16 protein-coding genes are annotated in these 20310 nt (G+C 70.4%); all 16 read right to left on the bottom strand.

Annotation, left to right across the window (positions count from 1 at the left end; genetic code table 11):
- Positions 1-6: 6 nt before the first annotated feature.
- Complete coding sequence (gene dnaE, locus KZI27_RS09050; RefSeq protein WP_396291110.1) at positions 7-3489, bottom strand: DNA polymerase III subunit alpha; 3483 nt, start codon at positions 3487-3489, stop codon at positions 7-9.
- Between the two features lie 477 nt (positions 3490-3966).
- On the bottom strand, positions 3967-4896 hold the full coding sequence (locus KZI27_RS09045; RefSeq protein WP_222660726.1) for an RluA family pseudouridine synthase: 930 nt from the start codon (positions 4894-4896) through the stop codon (positions 3967-3969).
- Positions 4893-5582, bottom strand: coding sequence for a signal peptidase II (gene lspA / locus KZI27_RS09040; RefSeq protein ID WP_261784193.1), 690 nt, complete (start codon positions 5580-5582; stop codon positions 4893-4895). The genes KZI27_RS09045 and lspA overlap by 4 nt, the downstream gene beginning before the upstream one ends.
- A 2-nt stretch (positions 5583-5584) precedes the next feature.
- Positions 5585-6265 carry a DivIVA domain-containing protein gene (locus KZI27_RS09035; protein ID WP_222660724.1) on the bottom strand — a complete coding sequence of 227 codons (681 nt, stop codon included), beginning with the start codon at positions 6263-6265 and terminating at the stop codon, positions 5585-5587.
- Positions 6266-6473: 208 nt separating this feature from the next.
- Entirely contained in the window at positions 6474-6770 is a 297-nt protein-coding gene (locus tag KZI27_RS09030; RefSeq protein ID WP_222660722.1) for a YggT family protein, read from the bottom strand.
- Between the two features lie 70 nt (positions 6771-6840).
- Positions 6841-7419 carry a cell division protein SepF gene (locus tag KZI27_RS09025; RefSeq protein WP_222660720.1) on the bottom strand — a complete coding sequence of 193 codons (579 nt, stop codon included), beginning with the start codon at positions 7417-7419 and terminating at the stop codon, positions 6841-6843.
- Between the two features lie 43 nt (positions 7420-7462).
- Complete coding sequence (locus KZI27_RS09020) at positions 7463-8185, bottom strand: YggS family pyridoxal phosphate-dependent enzyme (protein ID WP_222660718.1); 723 nt, start codon at positions 8183-8185, stop codon at positions 7463-7465.
- 7 nt (positions 8186-8192) lie between these two features.
- The gene (ftsZ, locus tag KZI27_RS09015) at positions 8193-9353 is read right to left on the bottom strand and encodes a cell division protein FtsZ (RefSeq protein WP_111085783.1); all 1161 of its coding nucleotides are present in this window, start codon (positions 9351-9353) and stop codon (positions 8193-8195) included.
- A 145-nt stretch (positions 9354-9498) separates the two neighbouring features.
- Positions 9499-10788, bottom strand: coding sequence for an FtsQ-type POTRA domain-containing protein (locus KZI27_RS09010; RefSeq protein WP_222660716.1), 1290 nt, complete (start codon positions 10786-10788; stop codon positions 9499-9501).
- Positions 10785-12206 carry a UDP-N-acetylmuramate--L-alanine ligase gene (gene murC / locus KZI27_RS09005; RefSeq protein ID WP_222660715.1) on the bottom strand — a complete coding sequence of 474 codons (1422 nt, stop codon included), beginning with the start codon at positions 12204-12206 and terminating at the stop codon, positions 10785-10787. The genes KZI27_RS09010 and murC overlap by 4 nt, the downstream gene beginning before the upstream one ends.
- Complete coding sequence (locus KZI27_RS09000) at positions 12203-13318, bottom strand: UDP-N-acetylglucosamine--N-acetylmuramyl-(pentapeptide) pyrophosphoryl-undecaprenol N-acetylglucosamine transferase (protein WP_222660713.1); 1116 nt, start codon at positions 13316-13318, stop codon at positions 12203-12205. Before KZI27_RS09000 ends, murC begins: the two co-directional genes overlap by 4 nt.
- Positions 13315-14574 carry a putative lipid II flippase FtsW gene (gene ftsW, locus KZI27_RS08995; protein ID WP_123312952.1) on the bottom strand — a complete coding sequence of 420 codons (1260 nt, stop codon included), beginning with the start codon at positions 14572-14574 and terminating at the stop codon, positions 13315-13317. Before ftsW ends, KZI27_RS09000 begins: the two co-directional genes overlap by 4 nt.
- Complete coding sequence (gene murD, locus KZI27_RS08990; RefSeq protein ID WP_222660711.1) at positions 14543-16069, bottom strand: UDP-N-acetylmuramoyl-L-alanine--D-glutamate ligase; 1527 nt, start codon at positions 16067-16069, stop codon at positions 14543-14545. Before murD ends, ftsW begins: the two co-directional genes overlap by 32 nt.
- The gene (gene mraY, locus KZI27_RS08985) at positions 16059-17162 is read right to left on the bottom strand and encodes a phospho-N-acetylmuramoyl-pentapeptide-transferase (protein WP_222660709.1); all 1104 of its coding nucleotides are present in this window, start codon (positions 17160-17162) and stop codon (positions 16059-16061) included. Before mraY ends, murD begins: the two co-directional genes overlap by 11 nt.
- Positions 17159-18664: a UDP-N-acetylmuramoyl-tripeptide--D-alanyl-D-alanine ligase gene (gene murF / locus KZI27_RS08980; protein WP_222660707.1), complete on the bottom strand. Its 1506-nt coding sequence runs from the start codon at positions 18662-18664 to the stop codon at positions 17159-17161. The genes mraY and murF overlap by 4 nt, the downstream gene beginning before the upstream one ends.
- Positions 18661-20298 (bottom strand): Mur ligase family protein, encoded by a 1638-nt coding sequence (locus KZI27_RS08975; RefSeq protein ID WP_123312956.1) that lies wholly within the window; start codon positions 20296-20298, stop codon positions 18661-18663. The genes murF and KZI27_RS08975 overlap by 4 nt, the downstream gene beginning before the upstream one ends.
- Positions 20299-20310 lie beyond the last annotated feature (12 nt).

Raw genomic sequence — 20310 nt, 5'->3', positions numbered from 1 at the left:
CCCCTGCTACACCAGGCACCGCGGCCCGAGCAGGCTCTTCAGCTCGCCGAACAGGTCGGGTGTCAGGTTCACCGGGAACGGCAGCTCGAACGTGCGCGCGACGTCGTCCTTGAGCAGCTTCAGCCGGACCTCGGTCTCCCCCTGGTGCCGTCCGAGCACGGCTGCGAGCTCCGTCACGGTGGACGTGGTCGCCTGCCGCTCCGGCAGCGACAACGTGAGCGGGCCGGAGCCCATCGCATCGCCGATCGCCGGCTGGAACATGCTCACCGCGTGCAGGGCCTTGCCGTCGTCGCGGACGTTCACACGACCGCGCAGGACCACGATCGAGTCGGCCACGAGCGACGGCCCGAACTCCTGGTAGGTCTTGCCGAGGAACATCACGCCGATCTGGCCGCCGAAGTCCTCGATGTCGACGATGCCGTACGGGTTGCCGCTCGTCTTCGCCACCCGGTGCTGCACACTCGTCAGCAGCCCCGCGACCGTGACGGTCTCCCCCTCGATCGAGTCGTCGGCCGCGATGAGGTCGGCGATGGTGATCGACTGGTGCTTCGCGAGCTCGATCTCGAGCCCCGCGAGCGGGTGATCGGAGACGTAGAGCCCGAGCATGTCGCGCTCGAACGCGAGCTTGTCGCGCTTGGACCACTCCGGACGGTCGGGCACCTGCGACACCGGACCGGTGGCCGGCGACTCCTCGGCGACCTCGGCGAAGAGGGAGTCGAAGTCGAAGCCGACGTTGCCGTGGGCCTCGTCGCGCTTGACCTTGACGGCGCCCTCGACCGCGCCCTCGTGGATCTCGACCAGGGCGCGGCGGGAGTCGCCGAACTCGTCGAACGCACCTGCCTTGATGAGCGACTCGACCGTGCGCTTGTTCGCCGACGAGATCGGGATCTTGCGCAGGAAGTCGTGGAACGACTCGAACGCACCCTTCTCGGTGCGGGCCTTCACGATGTCGTCGACGACGTTGAACCCCACGTTGCGGATCGCGCCCATGCCGAAACGGATGTCCTCACCGACGGCCGCGAAGAAGCCGATCGACTCGTTGACGTCCGGCGGCATGACCTTGATGCCCATGCGGCGGCACTCGTTCAGGTACAACGCGAGCTTGTCGCGGGCGTCGCCCACCGAGGTGAGGAGCGCCGCCATGTACTCGGCCGGGTAGTGCGCCTTCAGGTACGCGGTCCAGAACGACACGACGCCGTACGCGGCGGAGTGCGCCTTGTTGAACGCGTAGTCGGAGAACGGCAGCAGGATGTCCCAGAGCATCTTGATCGCAGCGGCCGAGTAGCCGTTGTCCTGCATGCCCTTCTCGAAGCCCGCGTACTGCTTGTCGAGCTCGGACTTCTTCTTCTTGCCCATCGCGCGGCGGAGGATGTCCGCCTGGCCGAGGGAGAACCCCGCGACCTTCTGCGCGATGGCCATGACCTGCTCCTGGTAGATGATCAGGCCGTAGGTGCCGCCGAGGATCTCCGACAGCGGCTCTTCGAGCTCCGGGTGGATCGGTGTGATCGCCTGCTCGCCGTTCTTGCGGAGGGCGTAGTTCGTGTGCGAGTTCGCACCCATGGGGCCCGGGCGGTACAGGGCGATGAGCGCGGAGATGTCCTCGAAGTTGTCGGGCTTCATCAGGCGCAGCAGCCCACGCATGGGTCCACCGTCGAGCTGGAAGACACCGAGCGTGTCACCGCGCTGCAGGAGCGCGTACGCCTCGGGGTCCTCGAGCCCCATGGTCTCGAGGTCGAGCTCGATCCCACGGTTGGTCTTGATGTTGTCGAGGGCGTCGCTGATGATCGTGAGGTTGCGGAGCCCCAGGAAGTCCATCTTGATCAGGCCGAGCGACTCCGCTGCCGGGTAGTCGAACTGCGTGACGACCTGGCCGTCCTGCTCCCGCTTCATGATCGGGATGATGTCGATGAGCGGGTCGCTCGACATGATGACGCCGGCCGCGTGCACGCCCCACTGGCGCTTCAGCCCCTCGAGCCCGAGCGCGGTGTCGAAGACGGTCTTCGCCTCGGGGTCGGTCTCGACCACGGTGCGGACGTCGACGGCTTCCTTGTAGCGCGGGTGGTCCTTGTCGAAGATCCCGGTGAGCGGGATGTCCTTGCCCATCACGGGCGGCGGCATGGCCTTCGTGAGCTTCTCGCCCATGCCGAACGGGAACCCGAGCACGCGCGAGGAGTCCTTCAGCGCCTGCTTCGCCTTGATCGTGCCGTACGTCACGATCTGCGCGACGCGTTCGGACCCGTACTTCTCGGTGACGTACTTGATCGCCTCACCGCGGCGCCGGTCGTCGAAGTCGACGTCGAAGTCGGGCATCGAGACGCGGTCCGGGTTCAGGAAGCGCTCGAAGATGAGCCCGTGGCGGATCGGGTCGAGGTCGGTGATGCGCATCGCGTAGGCGACCATCGACCCGGCACCGGAACCACGGCCCGGGCCGACGCGGATGCCGTTGTTCTTCGACCAGAGGATGAAGTCGGAGACCACCAGGAAGTACCCGGGGAACCCCATCTGGTTGATGATGCCGACCTCGTAGTCGGCACGCTCCTGGACCTCGGCCGGGATCCCGCCCGGGTACCGGTACTCCAGCCCCTTCGCGACCTCCTTCTCGAACCAGGAGTGCTCGGTCTCCCCCTCGGGCACCGGGAACTTCGGCATGTAGTTGGCCGAGGTGTCGAACTCGACGTTGCACCGCTCGGCGATCAGCAGGGTGTTGTCGCACGCCTCGGGGTTGTCGCGGAAGACGTGCCGCATCTGCTGCGGGGACTTCAGGTAGAACTCGTCGGCGTCGAACTTGAAGCGGTTCGGGTCGTTCAGTGTCGAGCCCGACTGCACGCAGAGCAGGGCGGCGTGCGACTTGGCGTCGTGCGAGTGCGTGTAGTGCAGGTCGTTCGTGCCGACCAGCGGGATGTCGAGGTCCTTCGCCAGCCGGATGAGGTCACTCATGATCCGGCGCTCGATCTCGAGCCCGTGGTCCATGACCTCGGCGAAGTAGTTCTCCTTGCCGAAGATGTCCCGGTAGTCGGCGGCGGCCTTGACGGCTTCGTCGTACTGGCCGAGGCGCAGGCGCGTCTGGACCTCGCCCGAGGGGCAGCCCGTCGTGGCGATGATGCCCTCGTGGTACTCCTGCAGCAGCTCGATGTCCATGCGCGGCTTGAAGTAGTAGCCCTCGAGCGAGGCCTTCGACGACAGCCGGAACAGGTTGTGCATGCCCGTGGTGTTCTCGGCGAACATCGTCATGTGCGTGTACGAGCCGGCGCCGGAGACGTCGTCGCCGCCGCCGTCGCCCCACCGCACACGGGTCTTGTCGGTGCGGTGCGTCCGGGGCGTGATGTACGCCTCGGTTCCGATGATCGGCTTCACGCCGCCGGCTTTGGCGGCCTTCCAGAACTCGAAGGCGCCGAACATGTTGCCGTGGTCGGTCACCGCCACGGCCGGCATGCCCTGCGCAGCGGTCTCCTGCACGAGGTCGCCGAGCCTGGCCGCGCCGTCGAGCATCGAGTACTCGCTGTGCACGTGCAGGTGGACGAAGGAGTCGGAATCCGCCACGGAACCTCCGGTCGAACGAGCTGCTTGCGGGACGCGAACAGCCTAACCGCGACCGAGGACAAACCCGCGCGCGTCGGAGCGGTCTCCTGCCGAGGTCGCACGACACGCCGCACGTAGTCCGGCGAGGGTGCAGGAACCGACGCGTGGCGGGCGCGAGGTGTGCAGATCGTGGCCCCTCGGCGGTGGAGTCCGCGCGTGGCGGACGGGAGGCACGGGGCGGGGCCGACCCGGGCCTCCCGGCCGGAGCCCACACGCGACACACCCGTGGCGCCCCTGTCGAGGTTCCACGACATGCCACCTGCGCATCGCCGAGGTTCCACGAACCGGTGCTGAGCGCGCCGACATGCCGAGATTTCGGAACCTCGACGGACCAAGCGGCGACACGACACGGCCGACGCAACCGCGCGGGGCCGGCGCGCGCTCGCGTCAGGACGACGCGGCGCGGATCCGGTCGAGCGCGAGGCGCAGGTCGTCCGGGTACTCCGCCCGGAACGACACCCACGCACCAGTGCGCGGGTGGTCGAACCCGAGGCGCACGGCGTCGAGCCATTGGCGCGTCAGCCCGAGCTCCTGCGCGAGTGCCGGGTCCGCGCCGTACATCGTGTCGCCGACCAGTGGGTGGCGCGTCGCCGCCATGTGCACGCGGATCTGGTGGGTGCGCCCGGTCTCCAGGTGCACCTCGAGCAGGGTCGCCGAGCGGAACGCCTCGAGCGTCTCGTAGTGGGTGACGCTCGGCTTGCCGTCGGCGGTGACCGCGAACTTCCAGTCGCTCGACGGGTGCCGACCGATGGGGGCGTCGACGGTGCCCGAGGTCGGGTCGGGGTGCCCCTGCGCGAGCGCGTGGTAGACCTTCTCGACCGTGCGCTCCTTGAAGGCACGCTTGAGGTGCGTGTAGGCGAGCTCGGTCTTCGCGACGACCATGAGCCCGGACGTGCCGACGTCGAGGCGGTGAACGATGCCCGCGCGCTCCGCGGCACCCGAGGTGGCGATCGTGAAGCCGGCGGCCGCCAGGCCCCCGGGCACGGTCGGTCCGTCCCAACCGGGCGAGGGGTGTGCGGCGACGCCGACCGGTTTGTCGACGACGACGATGTCCTCGTCGTCGTGCACGATCGTCATCCCGGGCACGGCCGCCGGCACGATGCGCGGCGGCTCCTTCGGGGACCACTCGACCTCGAGCCACGAGTCGGCGTGCAGGCGGTCGGACTTGTCGACGGGGACGCCGTCGACCCGGACCCCACCGGCTGCGATCACGTCGGCCGCGAACGACCGGCTGAACCCGAGGAGCTTCGCGATGGCGGCGTCGACACGCTCGCCGGCTAGCCCGTCGGGGACGGGGAGGGAACGCGACTCGGTCACGTGGCGTCGTGCCCCAGCGTGTCGCGACGGTCGCGGTGTTCCGGACGGGAGGCCCGCTCCGGCTCCGCCACGTCGGCGACGGGTGATCCCGCGTCGGCTGCGGGGACCGAGAACGCGGCCCCGCCGTCGAGCGGCTCCGTCGTGTCCGCCTGCGCCGCGCGCTTGGCCGAGACCGTGCGGGACCCGTCGAGGTTCACGCCGAGGATCACCAGCAGCACGAAGACCACCATGCTGATGCAGATGAACGAGTCGGCGACGTTGTAGATCGCCGGCATCATCCACGGGGTGGAGATGAAGTCCACCACGTGGCCTCGGCCGAAGCCGGGCTCACGGAAGAGTCGGTCGATCAGGTTGCCGAGCGCGCCGCCCAGCAGCATGCCGAGCACGACGGCCCACCACATCGAGCGGATCCGGCGCGAGTAGATGACGATCGCGACGACGACCGCGGCCGAGATGACCGAGAACACCCACGTCATGTTCACCGCGAAGGAGAACGCCGCTCCGGGGTTCCGGACGTACAGGAACTGGAGCGCCCCGCCCAGGATCGGGACGGGGGTGCCGTAGGGCAGGTTCACGACGACCAGCGCCTTGGCGACCTGGTCGAACGCCACCACCACGACAGCGGCGAAGGCCAGTGCCGCGATAGCGCGGACACTGACCTTCGCTCGTGTTGCTGGTCGCGACAACGTCAGTTGCCGAAGCCCTGCGCCGATGCCGGCGCCGGGGTGAGACCGGACTGCTCGTTCGAGGAGTCGAGCTCGGAGAGCTGCCCCTGGATGTAGCTCTTGAGCTGGGCGCGGTAGTCGCGCTCGAACGTCCGGAGCTCGTCGATCTTGCCCTCGAGCTGGCGCTGCTCCTGCTCGAGCACCTGAACACGCTGACGGTTGGTGTTCTCGGTGTCGGCGATGATCTGGCGCTGCTTGGCCTCGGCCTCGGAGACGAGGCGTGCCGCCTGGGCGGTGCCCTCGGCGATGAGCGCGTCGCGCTTCTCGATGCCCTCGCGGACGTGCTCCTCGTGGAGACGGCGCGCGAGCGTCAGGAGGTTCGTGGTGCCCTCGGTGTCCTCGTCCGCCGGGACCGTGGTCGCCGGGGCCGCCGCTGCGACCGGAGCGGGCTCGGGAGCCGCCTCGACCGGGGCCGGCGTGGGCTCCGGTTCGGCCGCCGGAGCGGGCTCGTCGCTCTTCGTGAGCGTCGGAGCCGACTCGGCCGCCTGCAGGCGCTGGCGGAGCTCGTCGTTCTCCGCGGTCAGGCGGCGCAGCTCGACCACGACCTCGTCGAGGAAGTCGTCGACCTCGTCCTGGTCGTAGCCCTCGCGGAACTTCGTCGGCTGGAACCGCTTGTTGACTACGTCTTCCGGCGTCAAAGCCATTGCCGTCACCTCAATAGAACTGCTGAACGTGTGGAACCACTTGCGTCGCGACCGAATCTACCAGTCGCGCCCTGTGGTGCGGATGCCGCGCCGGAGGCGAGCATCGATCCCGACCACCGTACACCGACGACGGGGCGGAACGATGACCGCGGTGTCGGCGCGGCGCGTGTCGCGGACCTGGATCGGCCCGGGAAGGACCTGGATCGGGTCAGACCGCGACGGCGATGCCGTTGACGACGACCCGGGCGATGATCACGACGAGCATGACGATCGTCCAGCCGAAGTCGAGTGCGACCGGCCCCATGCGGAGCGGCGGCAGGACCCGCCGGACCGCGCGGATCGGTGGGTCGGTGATCGTGTAGACGAACTCGGACACCACGAGCAGTCCCCCGCGCGGTCGCCAGGACCGGTTGACGTTCTGCACGAGGTCGAGCGCGAACCGCCCCCACATCACGAAGAAGTACAGCAGGAGGGCGAGGGAGATGATCCCTAGGATCACGGACACGATGGGGCTCGCTCGTCTCGGGCGAGCGGCGTCTTGCGACGACGCTCACGGGCGGGTGGCCGCGGGCGGCTCAGGACTGGGCGAAGAAGTTCGCCTCGATGTCGGACTCTACCTCAGCCGGCTCACCGCTCACTGCGACGTGTGCGGGCGACAGGAGGAAGACCTTGTTCGTGACGCGCTCGATCTTGCCGTACAGGCCGAGCGACAGGCCGGACGCGAAGTCGATCATGCGACGGGCGTCGTTCTCGGTCATCTGCGAGAGGTTGATGATGACGGGGATGCCGTCGCGGAAGCTCTCGGCGATGGACTGGGCGTCCTTGTACTCGCGCGGGTGGACGGTGAGGATCTCGTTCATTTCCTGGACCGGGGTCGCCTTCTGTGCGGTCGTGTGCGAGCGGCGGAGCGGAGTGACCTGGGCGCCGCGCTGGTGCGTGTGCGTCTTGGGCGCCGGAGCGGCGGCCGGGGCCGCGGCCGGAGCCGCGGCGGCGGGAGCGTCCGCCGGGGCGGCCGACTCCTGTGGCGCGGCTGCCTTCGCCTCCGGGGCCTGCTGCCGCGCGGGGGCAGCCTGCTGCGGCTGCTCGTCCTCGTAGTCGAGTTCCTCGTCGGCGAGGCCGAGGTAGACCATCGTCTTCTTCAGCGGGTTGGCCATGGTTCCTCCGGAGGTTGGTGCACGTGGATGCCCTGCAACGAGGCTAGGGTGCCGCCGGCCGATTTCCCGTGATTGCGGTACCGATCCGCAGGTGTGTCGCGCCCTCGAGCACGGCGTCGGCGTAGTCGCCGCTCATGCCGGCCGAGATGTCGGTGGCGCCGGGTGCGAGTGACACGACCCGCTCGGAGATCGTCCGGAGTCGTGCGAAGGCCGCACGGGGGTCCTCGTCGAGGGGTGCGACCGCCATCACGCCCCGCAGCCGGATCGTGCCGGTCTCGAGCACGCGTGTGGCCATCGCCTCGACGTCGTCCGGTTGCACGCCGCCGCGGCCGGGGTCGTCGGTCAGGTTGACCTGCACGAAGCCGTCGATGACCGGCGGCTGCGGTTCGGCCTCGGTCGGCGCGAAGGCGTCCACCACCGAGGTCCGGTCGAGCGACTGCACGACGTGCGCGTAGCGACGGACCTGCCGGGCCTTCTTCGACTGCAGCTGCCCAACGAAGTGCCAGGTCAGGGCGAGGTCGTCGAGCTCGGCGGCCTTGGACTGGGCCTCCTGGTGGCGGTTCTCCCCCACGTCGGTGACCCCGAGCGACGCCAGGGCCCGGACGAGGGATGCCGGGTGGTACTTCGTGACGACGATGAGCGTCAGGTCGTCGACCGAGCGCCCCGCGGCGCGCGCCGCGTCGGCGATGCTGCTCCGGACGGACGCGACACGCGCCTCCAGTCCGTCGTCTGGTGACGAGGACGGGAGGCGCGGATCACCTGCCATGGAACGGTTACTTCAGGAAGTCGGGGACGTCGAGCTCGTCGTCGTCGTCGAACGCCGGGTCGGCGGCGCGCTGCACCGGCGGCTGGTGCTCCTGCGAGGCCCAGGACGGGCTCGACGTGCTGGAGTCCTCGATCGCTCCGGTCGACGCGGCGACGGGGGCCGTCGCGCTCGACTCGGGGTCGACGTAGCTCGAGCGACGCTCCTTCTGCTGCTGCGCCGGCTCGCCGCCGTCGAAGCCCGCGGCGATGACGGTCACGCGGACCTCGTCGCCGAGGGTGTCGTCGATGACCGCACCGAAGATGATGTTCGCCTCGGGGTGCACGGCTTCCTGCACCAGACGGGCGGCGTCGTTGATCTCGAAGATGCCGAGGTTCGAGCCGCCCTGGATCGAGAGCAGCACGCCGTGCGCACCGTCGATCGAGGCCTCGAGCAGCGGCGACGCCACGGCGAGCTCCGCGGCCTTGATGGCACGGTCGGCACCCCGCGAGGAACCGATGCCCATGAGCGCGGACCCCGCACCCTGCATGACGGACTTCACGTCGGCGAAGTCGAGGTTGATGAGGCCCGGGGTGGTGATGAGGTCGGTGATGCCCTGCACGCCGGCGAGGAGCACCTGGTCGGCGGTGGCGAAGGCCTCGACCATCGAGATGCCGCGGTCGCTGATCTCGAGCAGGCGGTCGTTCGGCACGACGATGAGCGTGTCGACCTCGTCCTTGAGCCCGGCGACCCCGTTCTCGGCCTGCGACTGACGACGCTTGCCCTCGAAGCTGAACGGCTTCGTGACGACGCCGATGGTGAGCGCGCCGATGGACTTGGCGATGCGGGCGACGACGGGCGCACCACCCGTGCCGGTCCCACCGCCTTCACCGGCGGTGACGAATACCATGTCGGCACCTGCGAGGGCCTCTTCGATCTCTTCGGCGTGGTCCTCGGCGGCACGACGGCCGACCTCGGGGTCCGCGCCGGCGCCGAGACCGCGGGTGATCTCGCGGCCGACGTCGAGCTTGACGTCGGCGTCGCTGAGCAGCAGCGCCTGGGCGTCGGTGTTGATCGCGATGAACTCGACGCCACGGAGGCCGAGTTCGATCATCCGGTTGACGGCGTTGACGCCGCCGCCGCCGACACCGACGACCTTGATGACGGCGAGGTAGTTGTGGTTCGTGGTCACGTCAGTCAGGCCTCCGGTTGAACCCTCAACCTCTACTTGAAGTTCAGGGGCAATGCTGGTAGATGTGGTGCTGTCTCCGACGCTACGGGTGGGTTCCGCGCACTGTCGCCCCGCCACGCCGCGTGTCGCCGATCAGGTCGGCAATTCAGTCCTTCGCGCGGATCACGCCGTTGTCCGGTGCCGACACGTCGTACTCGACGACGACGCCCGGGTTCCGTGCCGCGTGGTCCTTCACCAGGGCGGCGAGCAGCGCGGCCTTCGTGTCGGAGTCGTCGGGACTCCCCCACACGACGGTCGAGCCGTCCTTGAGGGTCAGGGTCACGTCGTCGGCGGTGGACCCGGCGACCCGCGTGACCTGCGACCGCACCGTCGAGGGCAGCGCCAGCACGACCTCGGTCATGGTGCGGAAGCTCGAGGACCCGAGGCGCGCGCGGGCGATGTCGGCGAGCGGCATCGTGGCCGGACGCTTCGGCGACGACTGCACGACGATGCCGGCCGGGTCGACGAGGTCGAACGAGCTGCCGGACTTCACGGCCACGACGGGCGTGCGCTCGGTGACCGTCACGACGAGGGTGTGCGGCGGCGCCTCTTCCGTCACGTAGCTCTCGATGAGCGGGAAGCCGGCGATGTCCTGCTTGATCGCGTCGAAGTCGAGTCGCGCGAGCGGCGTGCCGACCTGGTCGGACAGCGCCTGTCGCAACGCGGTCTCGTCGACGCGGTTCGTGCCCTTCACCTCGATCGTCTGCAGCGCCATCAGCGGCGAGAAGACCGCCACCAGGATCGAGACGCCGAGCACGAGCACGATGCCGGCCGCGGTGATCCAGGCAGCGCGGCGGTGGCGGCTGCGGCGGGTGAAGCGACGGACCTCTGCCCGTTCGAGCAGGCGGCGGCGGCGCTTCGCGACGCGCGCCTCGCGTGCGGTCTCGGCCGCACGGACGCCGGCACCGATCGGTGCGTCGTCGTGGTGGACCGGCCGGGAGGCACTGCCCGCGTCGAGCACGTCCGTCACGGTCGCGTCCTGGTCGCGTGCACTGCCCGCCGCGCCCCCGGACGGTCGTCGCGCCCCGTCTCCTCGGGGCGCGTTGCCCGCGTCGGGGCGCGAGTCGCGGTGGTCCTCGTCCGGTGTGTACTCGCGCAAGCGGTCGGCGACGGCCCCGAAGCCGGCGCCGACACGGCGGCCGGCCGCGCCCGCGAGGGTGCCGACGCGGTCACGCGTCGAGTCGGCGGCATCGGTGGTCGGGGTGGTGCTGGGCGGCGCCTCGTCGACCGCAGCCGACTCGTCGGGCGTGGGACGGGCCTCCCGGTCATCGGGTGTGCGCCCACGGAACGGGAGCCGCGGCATCGAGGGACCACGACGCTGCCGGGGCGCGTCGGCGCCCTCGGCCGGGACGTCCCTGCGGACGTCCCCCTCGTCGAACCCCTCTGGTCGTTTCACCGCGTCAGCGCGCCGTCGTCGTGGAGGGCGCCGAGCACCTGCGGGATGATCCGGTACACGTCACCGCAGCTGAGCGTCATGATGATGTCGCCGTCACGGGCGACCGCGGCGGCACGGGCGGCGGCCTCGTCCCAGTCGGGCAGGAACTCCACGCGGGACTGGTCGGCGAACCGCTCCTGCACCAGGGCACCGGTCACGCCGGGCTCCGGGTCCTCGCGCGCACCGTAGACGTCGAGGACGACGGTGTGGTCGGCGAGTTCCTCGTAGACCCGGGCGAAGTCACCGGCCATCAGGCGGGTGCGGGAGTACAGGTGCGGCTGGTGGATGGCGATGATGCGGCCGTCGCCGACGACGTTGCGGGCGGCCTTCAGTGCCGCCGCGACCTCGGTGGGGTGGTGCGCGTAGTCGTCGTAGACGGACACCCCGCGCTCGACGCCGTGCAGTTCGAAGCGGCGCTGGGTGCCGCCGAAGGCCTCGAGCCCGCGGATCGCGTCCGCGGCGCTGACGCCCAGGCCGGTCAGGACCGCGAAGGCGCCGACGGCGTTGATCGCGTTGTGTCGGCCCGGCACGCGCAGTGTCAGGTGGTGTGCTTCGCCGCCGGCACGGAACTCGACCTCGACGCCCGCGGACTCGATGATCCGCTCGATGCGCACGTCGGCGTCGACGGCCTCGCCGAAGGTGACGACCTCGGGGGCGTCGGCGCGCTGCCGGATGCCGGCCGTGACGGTCTCGGCACCGGCGTCGTCGCTCGAGATGACGATGCGCTCGCTCGCCTTCGCGGCGAACTCGACGAACGCCTCGGTGAACGCCTCCTCGCTGCCGTAGTGGTCGAGGTGGTCGGCGTCGACGTTCGTGATGAGGGCCACGGCGACGTCGTAGAGCAGGAACGAGCCGTCGGACTCGTCGGCCTCGACCACGAACAGGTCGCTCGTGCCCGGCGCCGAACTCGTCCCGAGCGACTGGATGACGCCGCCGTTGACGAAGCTCGGGTCGAGGCCGAGCTCGACCATCGCGGTGACGATCATGCCGGTCGAGGTGGTCTTGCCGTGGGCACCGGCGACCGCCACGAGACGGTGCTCGGCGATCAGGGCGGCCAGGGCCTGCGACCGGTGCAGCACCGGCAGACCGCGGCGCTGCGCCTCGAGCAGTTCGGGGTTGTCCGGCCACAGCGCGCTCGTGACGACGATGGTGTCCGCGTCGCCGACGTTCGCGGCGTCGTGGCCGATGCGCACCGCGGCACCGAGGTCGCGCATGATGCCCGTCGTCTCGGTCTCGCGGGAGTCGCTGCCGGTGACGCGGTGGCCGGCGGCGAGGAACATCCGGGCGATGCCGCTCATGCCGGCGCCGCCGATGCCGACGAAGTGCACGGTGCCGAGGTCGTCCGGGATCGGCTGCGTCAGGTCGGGCTTGATGGTCATGGTTCCTCCGTGGTGCTGGCTGCGCCGGTGCCCTGCTGCGCGTGCCTCGCGGCGTCGAGGACGAGGTCGGTCATCCGGTCGGCGCCGTCGCGGTGCCCGACGCTGCCCGCCCGGACCGTCATGTCCGCGATGCGGGACCGGTCCTGCAGGACCGTCAGGAGCTGGAACGTCACCCAGTCCTGGTCGAATTCCCCGTCCGCCACGAGCACTGCTCCCCCGGCGTCGACGACGTCCTTCGCGTTGTGGCGCTGCTCGCCGTTGCCGACAGGGTACGGCACGAGCACGCTCGGCAGCCCGACCGCGGTGAGCTCGCAGACCATGCCGGCGCCGGAGCGCGACACGACGAAGTCGCTCGCCGCGTACGCCAGGTCCATCCGGTCGCAGTACGCCAGCACGTGGTAGCCGTCGAGGTCGCTCGGACCGATGTCGGACGCCGCACCGACGACGTGCAGGATCTGCCAACCGGCACCCACGATCGTCGCCGCGGACGCGTTGATCGTGCGGTTGATGCTGCGGGCGCCCGACGAACCACCCGTGACGAGCAGCACGGGGCGGGACGGGTCGAGCCCGAACTCCGCGAGGGCCGCGGCCCGGCTCGCACGACGGTCGAGCGACTCGATCTCGCGCCGGAGCGGCATGCCCACGACCCGGCCGTGCCGCAGTCGGGTGTTCGAGAAGGTCAGGCCGACGTGGTCGGTGAGGAACGCGGCCAGGCGGTTGGCCAGCCCGGGCTTCGCGTTCTGCTCGTGCACGACGATCGGGGTGCCGGTGCGCCGGGCCGCGATGTACGCCGGTGCCGCCGCGTAGCCGCCGACGCCGAGGACGACCTCGACCTCGCGCTCCCGGATGATCTGCTCGGTGCGCTTGACGGCCGCTGCGAACCGCTGCGGGAAGCGCAGGGCCGCGCCGCCCAGCTTCCGGGGGAACGGGAGACGCGGGATCGTGAGGAGCTCGTACCCGCGCATCGGCACCAGACGGGACTCCAGACCCTCGGCGGTGCCCAGGACGAGCACCTCGGCGTCCGGCTCGCGCTCGGTCAGCCGGTCGGCGACCGCGAGCAGCGGGTTGACGTGTCCGGCGGTGCCCCCGCCGGCGAAGAGGTACTTGCTCACCGGAGTCGTCCGTTCGTGGTGGTGCTGTCGAGGGGCGGGTTCGTGGTGCGCGGGTCGTTCTTGCCGGGCAGGTCACGGGCGAACGACAGCACGACGCCGATCGCCACCAGGGTCATGATGAGCGCGGACCCGCCGGCCGAGATCAGCGGCAGTGGGACGCCGAGGACCGGGAGCAGGCCGAGGACCACGGCGATGTTCACCAGCGCCTGGCCGATGATCCACGCGAGGATGCCGCCCGTGACGGTCTTCACGAACGGGTCGCGGGACTGCCGGATGATCTTGATCATGCCGACGGCGAGCACGACGAACAGTGCGAGCACGACGACGGCGCCGATCAGCCCGAGCTCCTCGCCGATGATCGCGAAGATGTAGTCGTTGTCCGCCTCGGGCAGCCACGACCACTTCGCCTTGGAGTTGCCGAGCCCGACGCCGAACACGCCACCGGACGCCAGCGCCCACATGCCGTGCACGGGCTGCCAGCACAGGTCGGCGTACTGGTTGGAGTCGGTGCAGCCGGACAGCCACGCGCTGATGCGCACCTGACGGGACGACGAGGCCATCGTCACGAACGGCAGCATGACCGCCATCGCCGCCAGGCCGACCAGCAGGTGCCGGGCCCGGGCGCCGCCGACGTAGAGCGCACCGAGGACCAGGATGAGCATGATCATCGCGGTGCCCTGGTCGCCACCGAGGATCACGAGGCCGAGCGACAGGAGCGAGGCGATCCCGATCGGGATGAACACCTCTTTCCAGTCGTCGAGCTTGTCGCGCTTGACGTACATGATCGCGCCGATGCCGAGCACCAGACCGAGCTTGACGACCTCGGACGGCTGCGCGGTGAACGAGCCGATGCCGATCCAGTTCCGGTTGCCCTGGACGTCGATGCCGAGCGGTGTGTAGACGAGGAGCTGCAGGGCGAGTGCGGCGCCGAGCAGGCGCATCGCCCACTTCCGCCACAGCCGCGTCGGGACACGACTCGCGACGAGCATGAGCGGGACGCCGAGGACGGCGTAGAGCCCCTGGCGGGACGCCGCACCGAAGAAGTCGTGCGTCGCGGCGTACTGCTCGACGCTCGACGACGACAGGACCATCACGACGCCGAAGACCACCAGGAACAGCGTGACGCCGAGGATCGTGTAGAAGGTGCTCGACTCGGCGACGAAGACGTTCTTGACGGCGACGAGTGCGCCGTTCGTGCGACGCGGGGTGCCCGTCGCCGTCGTGCTACGACTGTTCGGAAGATCCGTCGTCGCCATCGGCGTTGCCTCCCAGGTGCTCGTGGACCGCCGCCGCGAAACGACGCCCCCGGTCGGCGTAGGAGCCGAACTGGTCGAACGACGCAGCCGCCGGGGCGAGGAGGACCGTGTCGCCCGGTCTCGCGACCGATGCGGCATGCCGGACCGCCTCGGGCATGACCTGATCAGTGTCCGTCGTCTCCACCTGGAGCACCGGCACCCCGGACGCGTGTCGCGCGAATGCCTCCACGACGGGGGTCCGGTCGGTGCCGATCACCACGACGGCGCGCACCTCGGGGCCGAACCGCTCGACGAGGGCGTCCACGTCGACGCCCTTGAACAGGCCCCCGACGATCCAGACGACGGTGTCGAACGACGCCAGTGACGCGGTGGCGGCGTGCGGGTTCGTCGCCTTCGAGTCGTCGACCCACGCGATGCCCGCCGACTCGGCCACGAGCTCCGTGCGGTGGTGGTCGGCGCGGAAGGCGCGGACCGCGGAACGGATCGCACTCGGCTGGACCGTGCCGGCGCGGGCGAGCGCGGCGGCGGCGAGCACGTTCATCGTCATGTGCGGGCTGGCGAGCCCGGCGGCCTCGAGGTCGGCGACGGTCGAGAGTTCGAGCGCGCTGTTCCGGCGGTCCTCGGTGAAAGCCCGGTCGCAGAGGACGTCCTCGACGATGCCGACGTCACCGGGCGCGGGCACCCCGGGCGTGAAGCCGACGGCACGGCAGCCCTCGACAACGTCGGCCTCCTGGACCATGTCGCGCGTGACGTCGTCAGCGGTGTTGTAGACGCACGCCATCACGGTGCGCTCGTAGACCTTCGCCTTCGCGGCACGGTAGGCCGCGGCGGAGCCGTGCCACTCGAGGTGGTCGTCGGCGATGTTCAGGCAGGCGCTCGCGAGCGGCACGACCGCACCGTCACCCGAGGTCGCCATGTAGTGCAGCTGGTGGCTCGAGAGCTCGACCACGAGGACGTCGTAGCCGTCCGGGTCGCGCACGACGTCGAGTACCGGCACGCCGATGTTGCCGCAGGCCACGGCACGCAGGCCGCCGGCCTCGTACATCGCGGTCGTGAGCTGCGTGGTGGTGGTCTTGCCGTTGGTGCCCGTGATCGTGATCCACGGCGCGGCGACCGGGCCGCGCACGACCTTGTCGCGCACGCGCCAGGCGAGCTCGATGTCGCCCCACACGGTGCTGTTCCGGACGGACCACTGCACGGTCGCGTTGTGCGGCGGCAGGCCGGGCGACACGATGACGACGTCGGGCGCCTGCTCCTGCAGTGCCGCCGGGACGGCGTCGAGCGGGGTCTGCACGAAGCGGGCCCCGATGACGTCGAGCAGCTCGACGCTGTCCGACGGCGCGTCGGTCGAGTAGACCGTGACCGCGCTGCCGAGCTCGACCAGGGTGTCTGCGACCGAGAAGCCGGTCGCGCCGAGGCCGAGGACGGCGACGTTCAGGCCCTTCCACCCCTCGGCGTACCAGCTGTCGAGCGAGGCGAGACGGTCAGCCGACACGTGCGATCCATTCGAGGTAGAAGAGGCCGACCCCCGCGGCGACGAAGAGCCCCGCGATGATCCAGAACCGGACGACGACCGTCACCTCGGCCCACCCCTTCAGTTCGAAGTGGTGGTGCAGCGGACTCATCCGGAAGATCCGCTTGCCGTGGGTGATCTTGAAGTACGCCCGCTGCAGGATGACCGAGCCGGTGACGATGAAGAACAGGCCGCCGATCAGGACGAGCAGCAGCTCGGTGCGGCTGAGGATCGCGAGACCCGCCAGCGCGCCACCGAGGCCGAGCGACCCCGTGTCGCCGAGGAAGATCTGCGCCGGCGACGTGTTGTACCAGAGGAAGCCGATGAGCCCGCCGCAGACCGCGGCCGCGACGACCGCCAGGTCGAGCGGGTTGCTCACGGTGTAGCAGGCGTGCTCGGTGCTCGCGTCGAGCCGGGCACCGCCGCAGATCTGGTTCGACTGCCAGAAGCCGATGATCACGTACGAGCCGATCGCCAGGATGCTCGAACCGGTCGCGAGACCGTCGAGACCGTCGGCCACGTTCACGCCGTTCGACGTGGACACCGTCAGCAGGACGATCCAGGCGAGGAACAGCACGGTGCCGATGACGGTGCCGAGCGCCATGAAGTCGAGCCACGGGATGTCCCGGACCGCCGAGATCATGGTCGACGCCGGGGGCTTGCCGTTCGACGTCGGCACCACCAGGGCGACCGTCGCGAAGATGACCCCGACGATGACCTGGCCGAGGACCTTCGCCCAGCCACCGAGCCCGAGGCTCCGCTGGCGCCGGACCTTCAGGAAGTCGTCGATGAACCCGACGAAGCCCAGGCCGACCATCAGGAAGAGCACGAGCAGGCCGGACAGCGTGATCGAGTCGCCCCCGACCAGGTGCCCGACGAAGTACCCGATCACCGCGCCGATGATGAGCACGATGCCGCCCATCGTCGCGGTGCCGCGCTTGGTGTGGTGCGACTGCGGGCCGTCGTCACGGATGAACTGCCCCCACCCGAGACGGTGGAACAGCTTGATGAAGAACGGGGTGAGCAGCAACGTGAACACCAGCGACACAGCGCCGGCGATGAGGAGCGCGATCATTCGGTGACACCTCCGAGGCGGTCGCCGAGGAATCGCAGTTCCGCCGACTTCGAGGACTTGACCAGGACCACGTCGCCGGGGCGGAGCATGTCCTGGAGTGACCGGACGGCGTCGTCGACGTCCTCGATGAACACCGACTCGCCGTCCCACGATCCCTCGAGGGTGGCGGCCTGGTGGATGGGCATCGCGCCGCGGCCGACGACCACGAGCTGTCCGATGCCGAGACGGACGACGAGCCGACCGATGCGGTCGTGCTCCTCGGTCGAGAACTCGCCGAGCTCGGCCATCTCGCCGAGCACGGCGACGGTCCGCTCCCCCGGACGCACGATCTGCGCCAGGGTCCGCAGCGCCGCTGCGGTCGAGTCCGGTGACGCGTTGTAGGCGTCGTTGATCACGGTGACGCCCTCGGGGCCGCCCTGCAGCAGCTCCATGCGCCAGCGCTCGGCGCGCGTCATCGACGCGAGCGCCGCGGCGGCGTCGGCGAGCGGGACACCCCAGCGGTGGGCGACCGTCAGGGCGGCCGCCGCGTTCATCGCGTGGTGCTCACCCAGGATCGCGAGGCGCACGTCGACGTGATCCGGGCCTCCCCGTCGGCCTCCGTCTGCAGACGGGTCGCCTGCGGGGACGGGAGGCGCGGTGAGGGTGAAGCGGGTGCCGCTGCGGTCCGTCTCGATGCCGGTGATGCGGTAGTCGGCATCCGCCGACGTGCCGAAGCCGACCACCTGCGCGGCCGTCAGGTCGCGCATCGACGCGACCCGGTCGTCGTCGACGTTGAGCAGCGCGGTCGCGGACGCGGGCAGGTCGGTGACCATCTCGGACTTCGCCCGCTGCGTGGCTTCGATGCCGCCGAACTCGCCGGCGTGCGCGAGGCCCACCTTGAGCACGACACCGACGTCCGGCTCGGCGATGCGCACGAGCGCGGCGATGTGGCCGACGCCGCTCGCACCCATCTCGACGACCAGGAACCGCGTGTCGTACGTGACCCGGAGCATCGAGATCGGTGCCCCGACGTGGTTGTTGAAGGAACCCTGGGGCGCGACGGTCTCGCCGTGCTGCTCGAGGATCGTCCGGAGCATGTTCTTCGTGCTCGTCTTGCCGTTCGAGCCGGTGATGCCGACGACCCGCAAGGGTGCCGGCCGTCCCTCGGCGTCGACGCGGTCGGCGGAGGCCATCCGGACACGGGTGACGACCTCGTGCGCGAGCGCGGCGAGGGCGGCGTACCCGTCCGCGACGACGATCTGCGGCGCGGAGGTGTCCACCCGTTCGGGCGTGATGACGAGCGCTGCGCCGGCCTCGGTCGCGGCGGGCACGAAGCGGCGCCCGTCCGTGACCTCGCCGGGCAGGGCGAAGAAGACGCTGCCGGGGCGGACCAGGCGCGAGTCGGTCTCGACCGAGCCCTCGACCACCAGGTCGCCGGGCTCGGCGACGTCGGTCGCCTGGGCACCACCGATCAGCTCGCCGCCGACCGCGGTGGCGATCTCGGCGAGGGTGAGCGCGATCATCGGAGGTCCTCGGCCGGACCGGAGTTCGGTTCCCAACCCGCTTCGCGCAGGGCCTGACGGGCCTCGTCGCGTGCCGAGTAGGGGGTGCGGACGCCGGCGATGTCGCGGTAGTCCTGGTGGCCGGGGCCGGCCCAGAGGATCGAGTCGCCCTCGCCGAGCAGACCGACGGCCAGGCGGATGGCGGCCTCTGGCGGGCTCACCTCGTGCAGCTCGTGGTCCGGGAACGCCTCGCGCGCGGCGTCGACCAGGGTCTTCCGGATCGATGCGGCGTCCTCGAAGCGCGGGTGGTGGTCGGTGACGACGAGGATGTCGCTGCCGGCCGCTGCGACGCGGGCCATGTCGCCGCGCTTCGTGGTGTCACGGTCGCCGTCGGCGCCGAACAGCATGAGGACCTTGCCCGGCGTGAACTGGCGCACGGCGGCGAGGGTGTTCTCGAAGGCGTCGGCGCTGTGCCCGAAGTCGACGTAGACGCTCGGGCCGTGCTCGCCCGAGACGCGCTCGGTCCGGCCGGGCAGGTAGCACTCGATGGCGCTCGTCCGTTCGCCGCGCTGCTCGCGCTCGTCCTCGTCGGGGTAGCGGCGGTGGTTCGTCTCGAGCGCGTGCGCGATCGCACCGAGCTCGAAGCCGCCCTCGACCAGCATGACGATCGCCAGTGCGGCGTTCGCGGCCATGTGCCAGCCGATCAGGGGCACACGGGTGGTGAGCTCGCGACCCTCGGGACCGGTGAGACGGAACTCGGTGTAGGCAGCGTGTGCCTCGACGATGTCGACGTGCCACTCGGCCTCGACGTCCGGGTGCACCGTGATCGTCGTGACCGGGATGCGGGAGTCCTGCACCACGCGGTGGCCCCAGTCGGTGTCCAGCGAGACGACGCCGCGACGGGCGTGCTCGGGCTGGAACAGCGGGAGCTTCGCCTGGTAGTACTCCTCCATGTCGGCGTAGTCGTCGAGGTGGTCGTGCGACAGGTTCGTGAAGGCTGCGACGTCGAAGACGATGCCGTCGACCCGGTGGCGGCTGAGTGCCTGTGCGCTCACCTCGACGGCGACCGCGCGCACCTCGCTCTCGCGCATCCGGGCGAGGAGCGCGTGCATCTCGCTGGCCTCGGGCGTGGTGAGGCGGCTCGTCACGCTGAGCGCGCCGATGTGGCGCTCGGCGGTCGAGCTCAGGCCGGTGACCAGGCCGAGCTGCTTGAGGATCCCCTCGAGGATGTAGGACGTGCTCGTCTTGCCGTTCGTGCCGGTGACGGCGAACAGCTGCGGCAGGTCGGTGGCCTCGTCCGGGTGGGTGCGGTAGACCCAGGCCGACACGTCGCCCAGGGCAGCACGGGGGTCGTCCACGACGAGCACCGGCAGACCGGCGGCCTGCGCGCTCGCCACACCGGCGTCGTCGGTCAGGACGGCGACGGCACCGCGCTCGGCGGCCTCGGCGGAGAACTCCGCACCGTGACGGTTCGCACCGTGCACGCCGACGAAGACGTCACCCGGCTGCACCTCGGCGGCGCTCAGCGTGACACCGGTCGTCTCGACGGCGTCGACCGAGCCGACCACGCGGAGGCCGAACGCGTTCGCGAGTTCGGCGACCGCCCTCGGGGTGGGGTGTTCGGGCCGGAGGACCGGGGGGATCCGTGCGGACAAGTATTCCTTCTT

This window comes from Curtobacterium sp. TC1 (genome assembly GCF_019844075.1).
Classification (GTDB): Bacteria; Actinomycetota; Actinomycetes; order Actinomycetales; family Microbacteriaceae; genus Curtobacterium.
This window is presented reverse-complemented; position numbering and strand designations above follow the sequence as displayed.

Coding starts and splice junctions, on each gene's coding strand:
- dnaE (WP_396291110.1), bottom strand. CDS start 3,489: ATGCTCGACGGCGCGGCCAGGCTCGGCGACCTCGTGCAGGAGACCGCT.
- mraY (WP_222660709.1), bottom strand. CDS start 17,162: ATGATCGCGCTCCTCATCGCCGGCGCTGTGTCGCTGGTGTTCACGTTG.
- ftsW (WP_123312952.1), bottom strand. CDS start 14,574: ATGGCGACGACGGATCTTCCGAACAGTCGTAGCACGACGGCGACGGGC.
- KZI27_RS09020 (WP_222660718.1), bottom strand. CDS start 8,185: ATGGCAGGTGATCCGCGCCTCCCGTCCTCGTCACCAGACGACGGACTG.
- murF (WP_222660707.1), bottom strand. CDS start 18,664: ATGATCGCGCTCACCCTCGCCGAGATCGCCACCGCGGTCGGCGGCGAG.
- KZI27_RS09035 (WP_222660724.1), bottom strand. CDS start 6,265: ATGGCTTTGACGCCGGAAGACGTAGTCAACAAGCGGTTCCAGCCGACG.
- murC (WP_222660715.1), bottom strand. CDS start 12,206: ATGACCATCAAGCCCGACCTGACGCAGCCGATCCCGGACGACCTCGGC.
- KZI27_RS09025 (WP_222660720.1), bottom strand. CDS start 7,419: ATGGCCAACCCGCTGAAGAAGACGATGGTCTACCTCGGCCTCGCCGAC.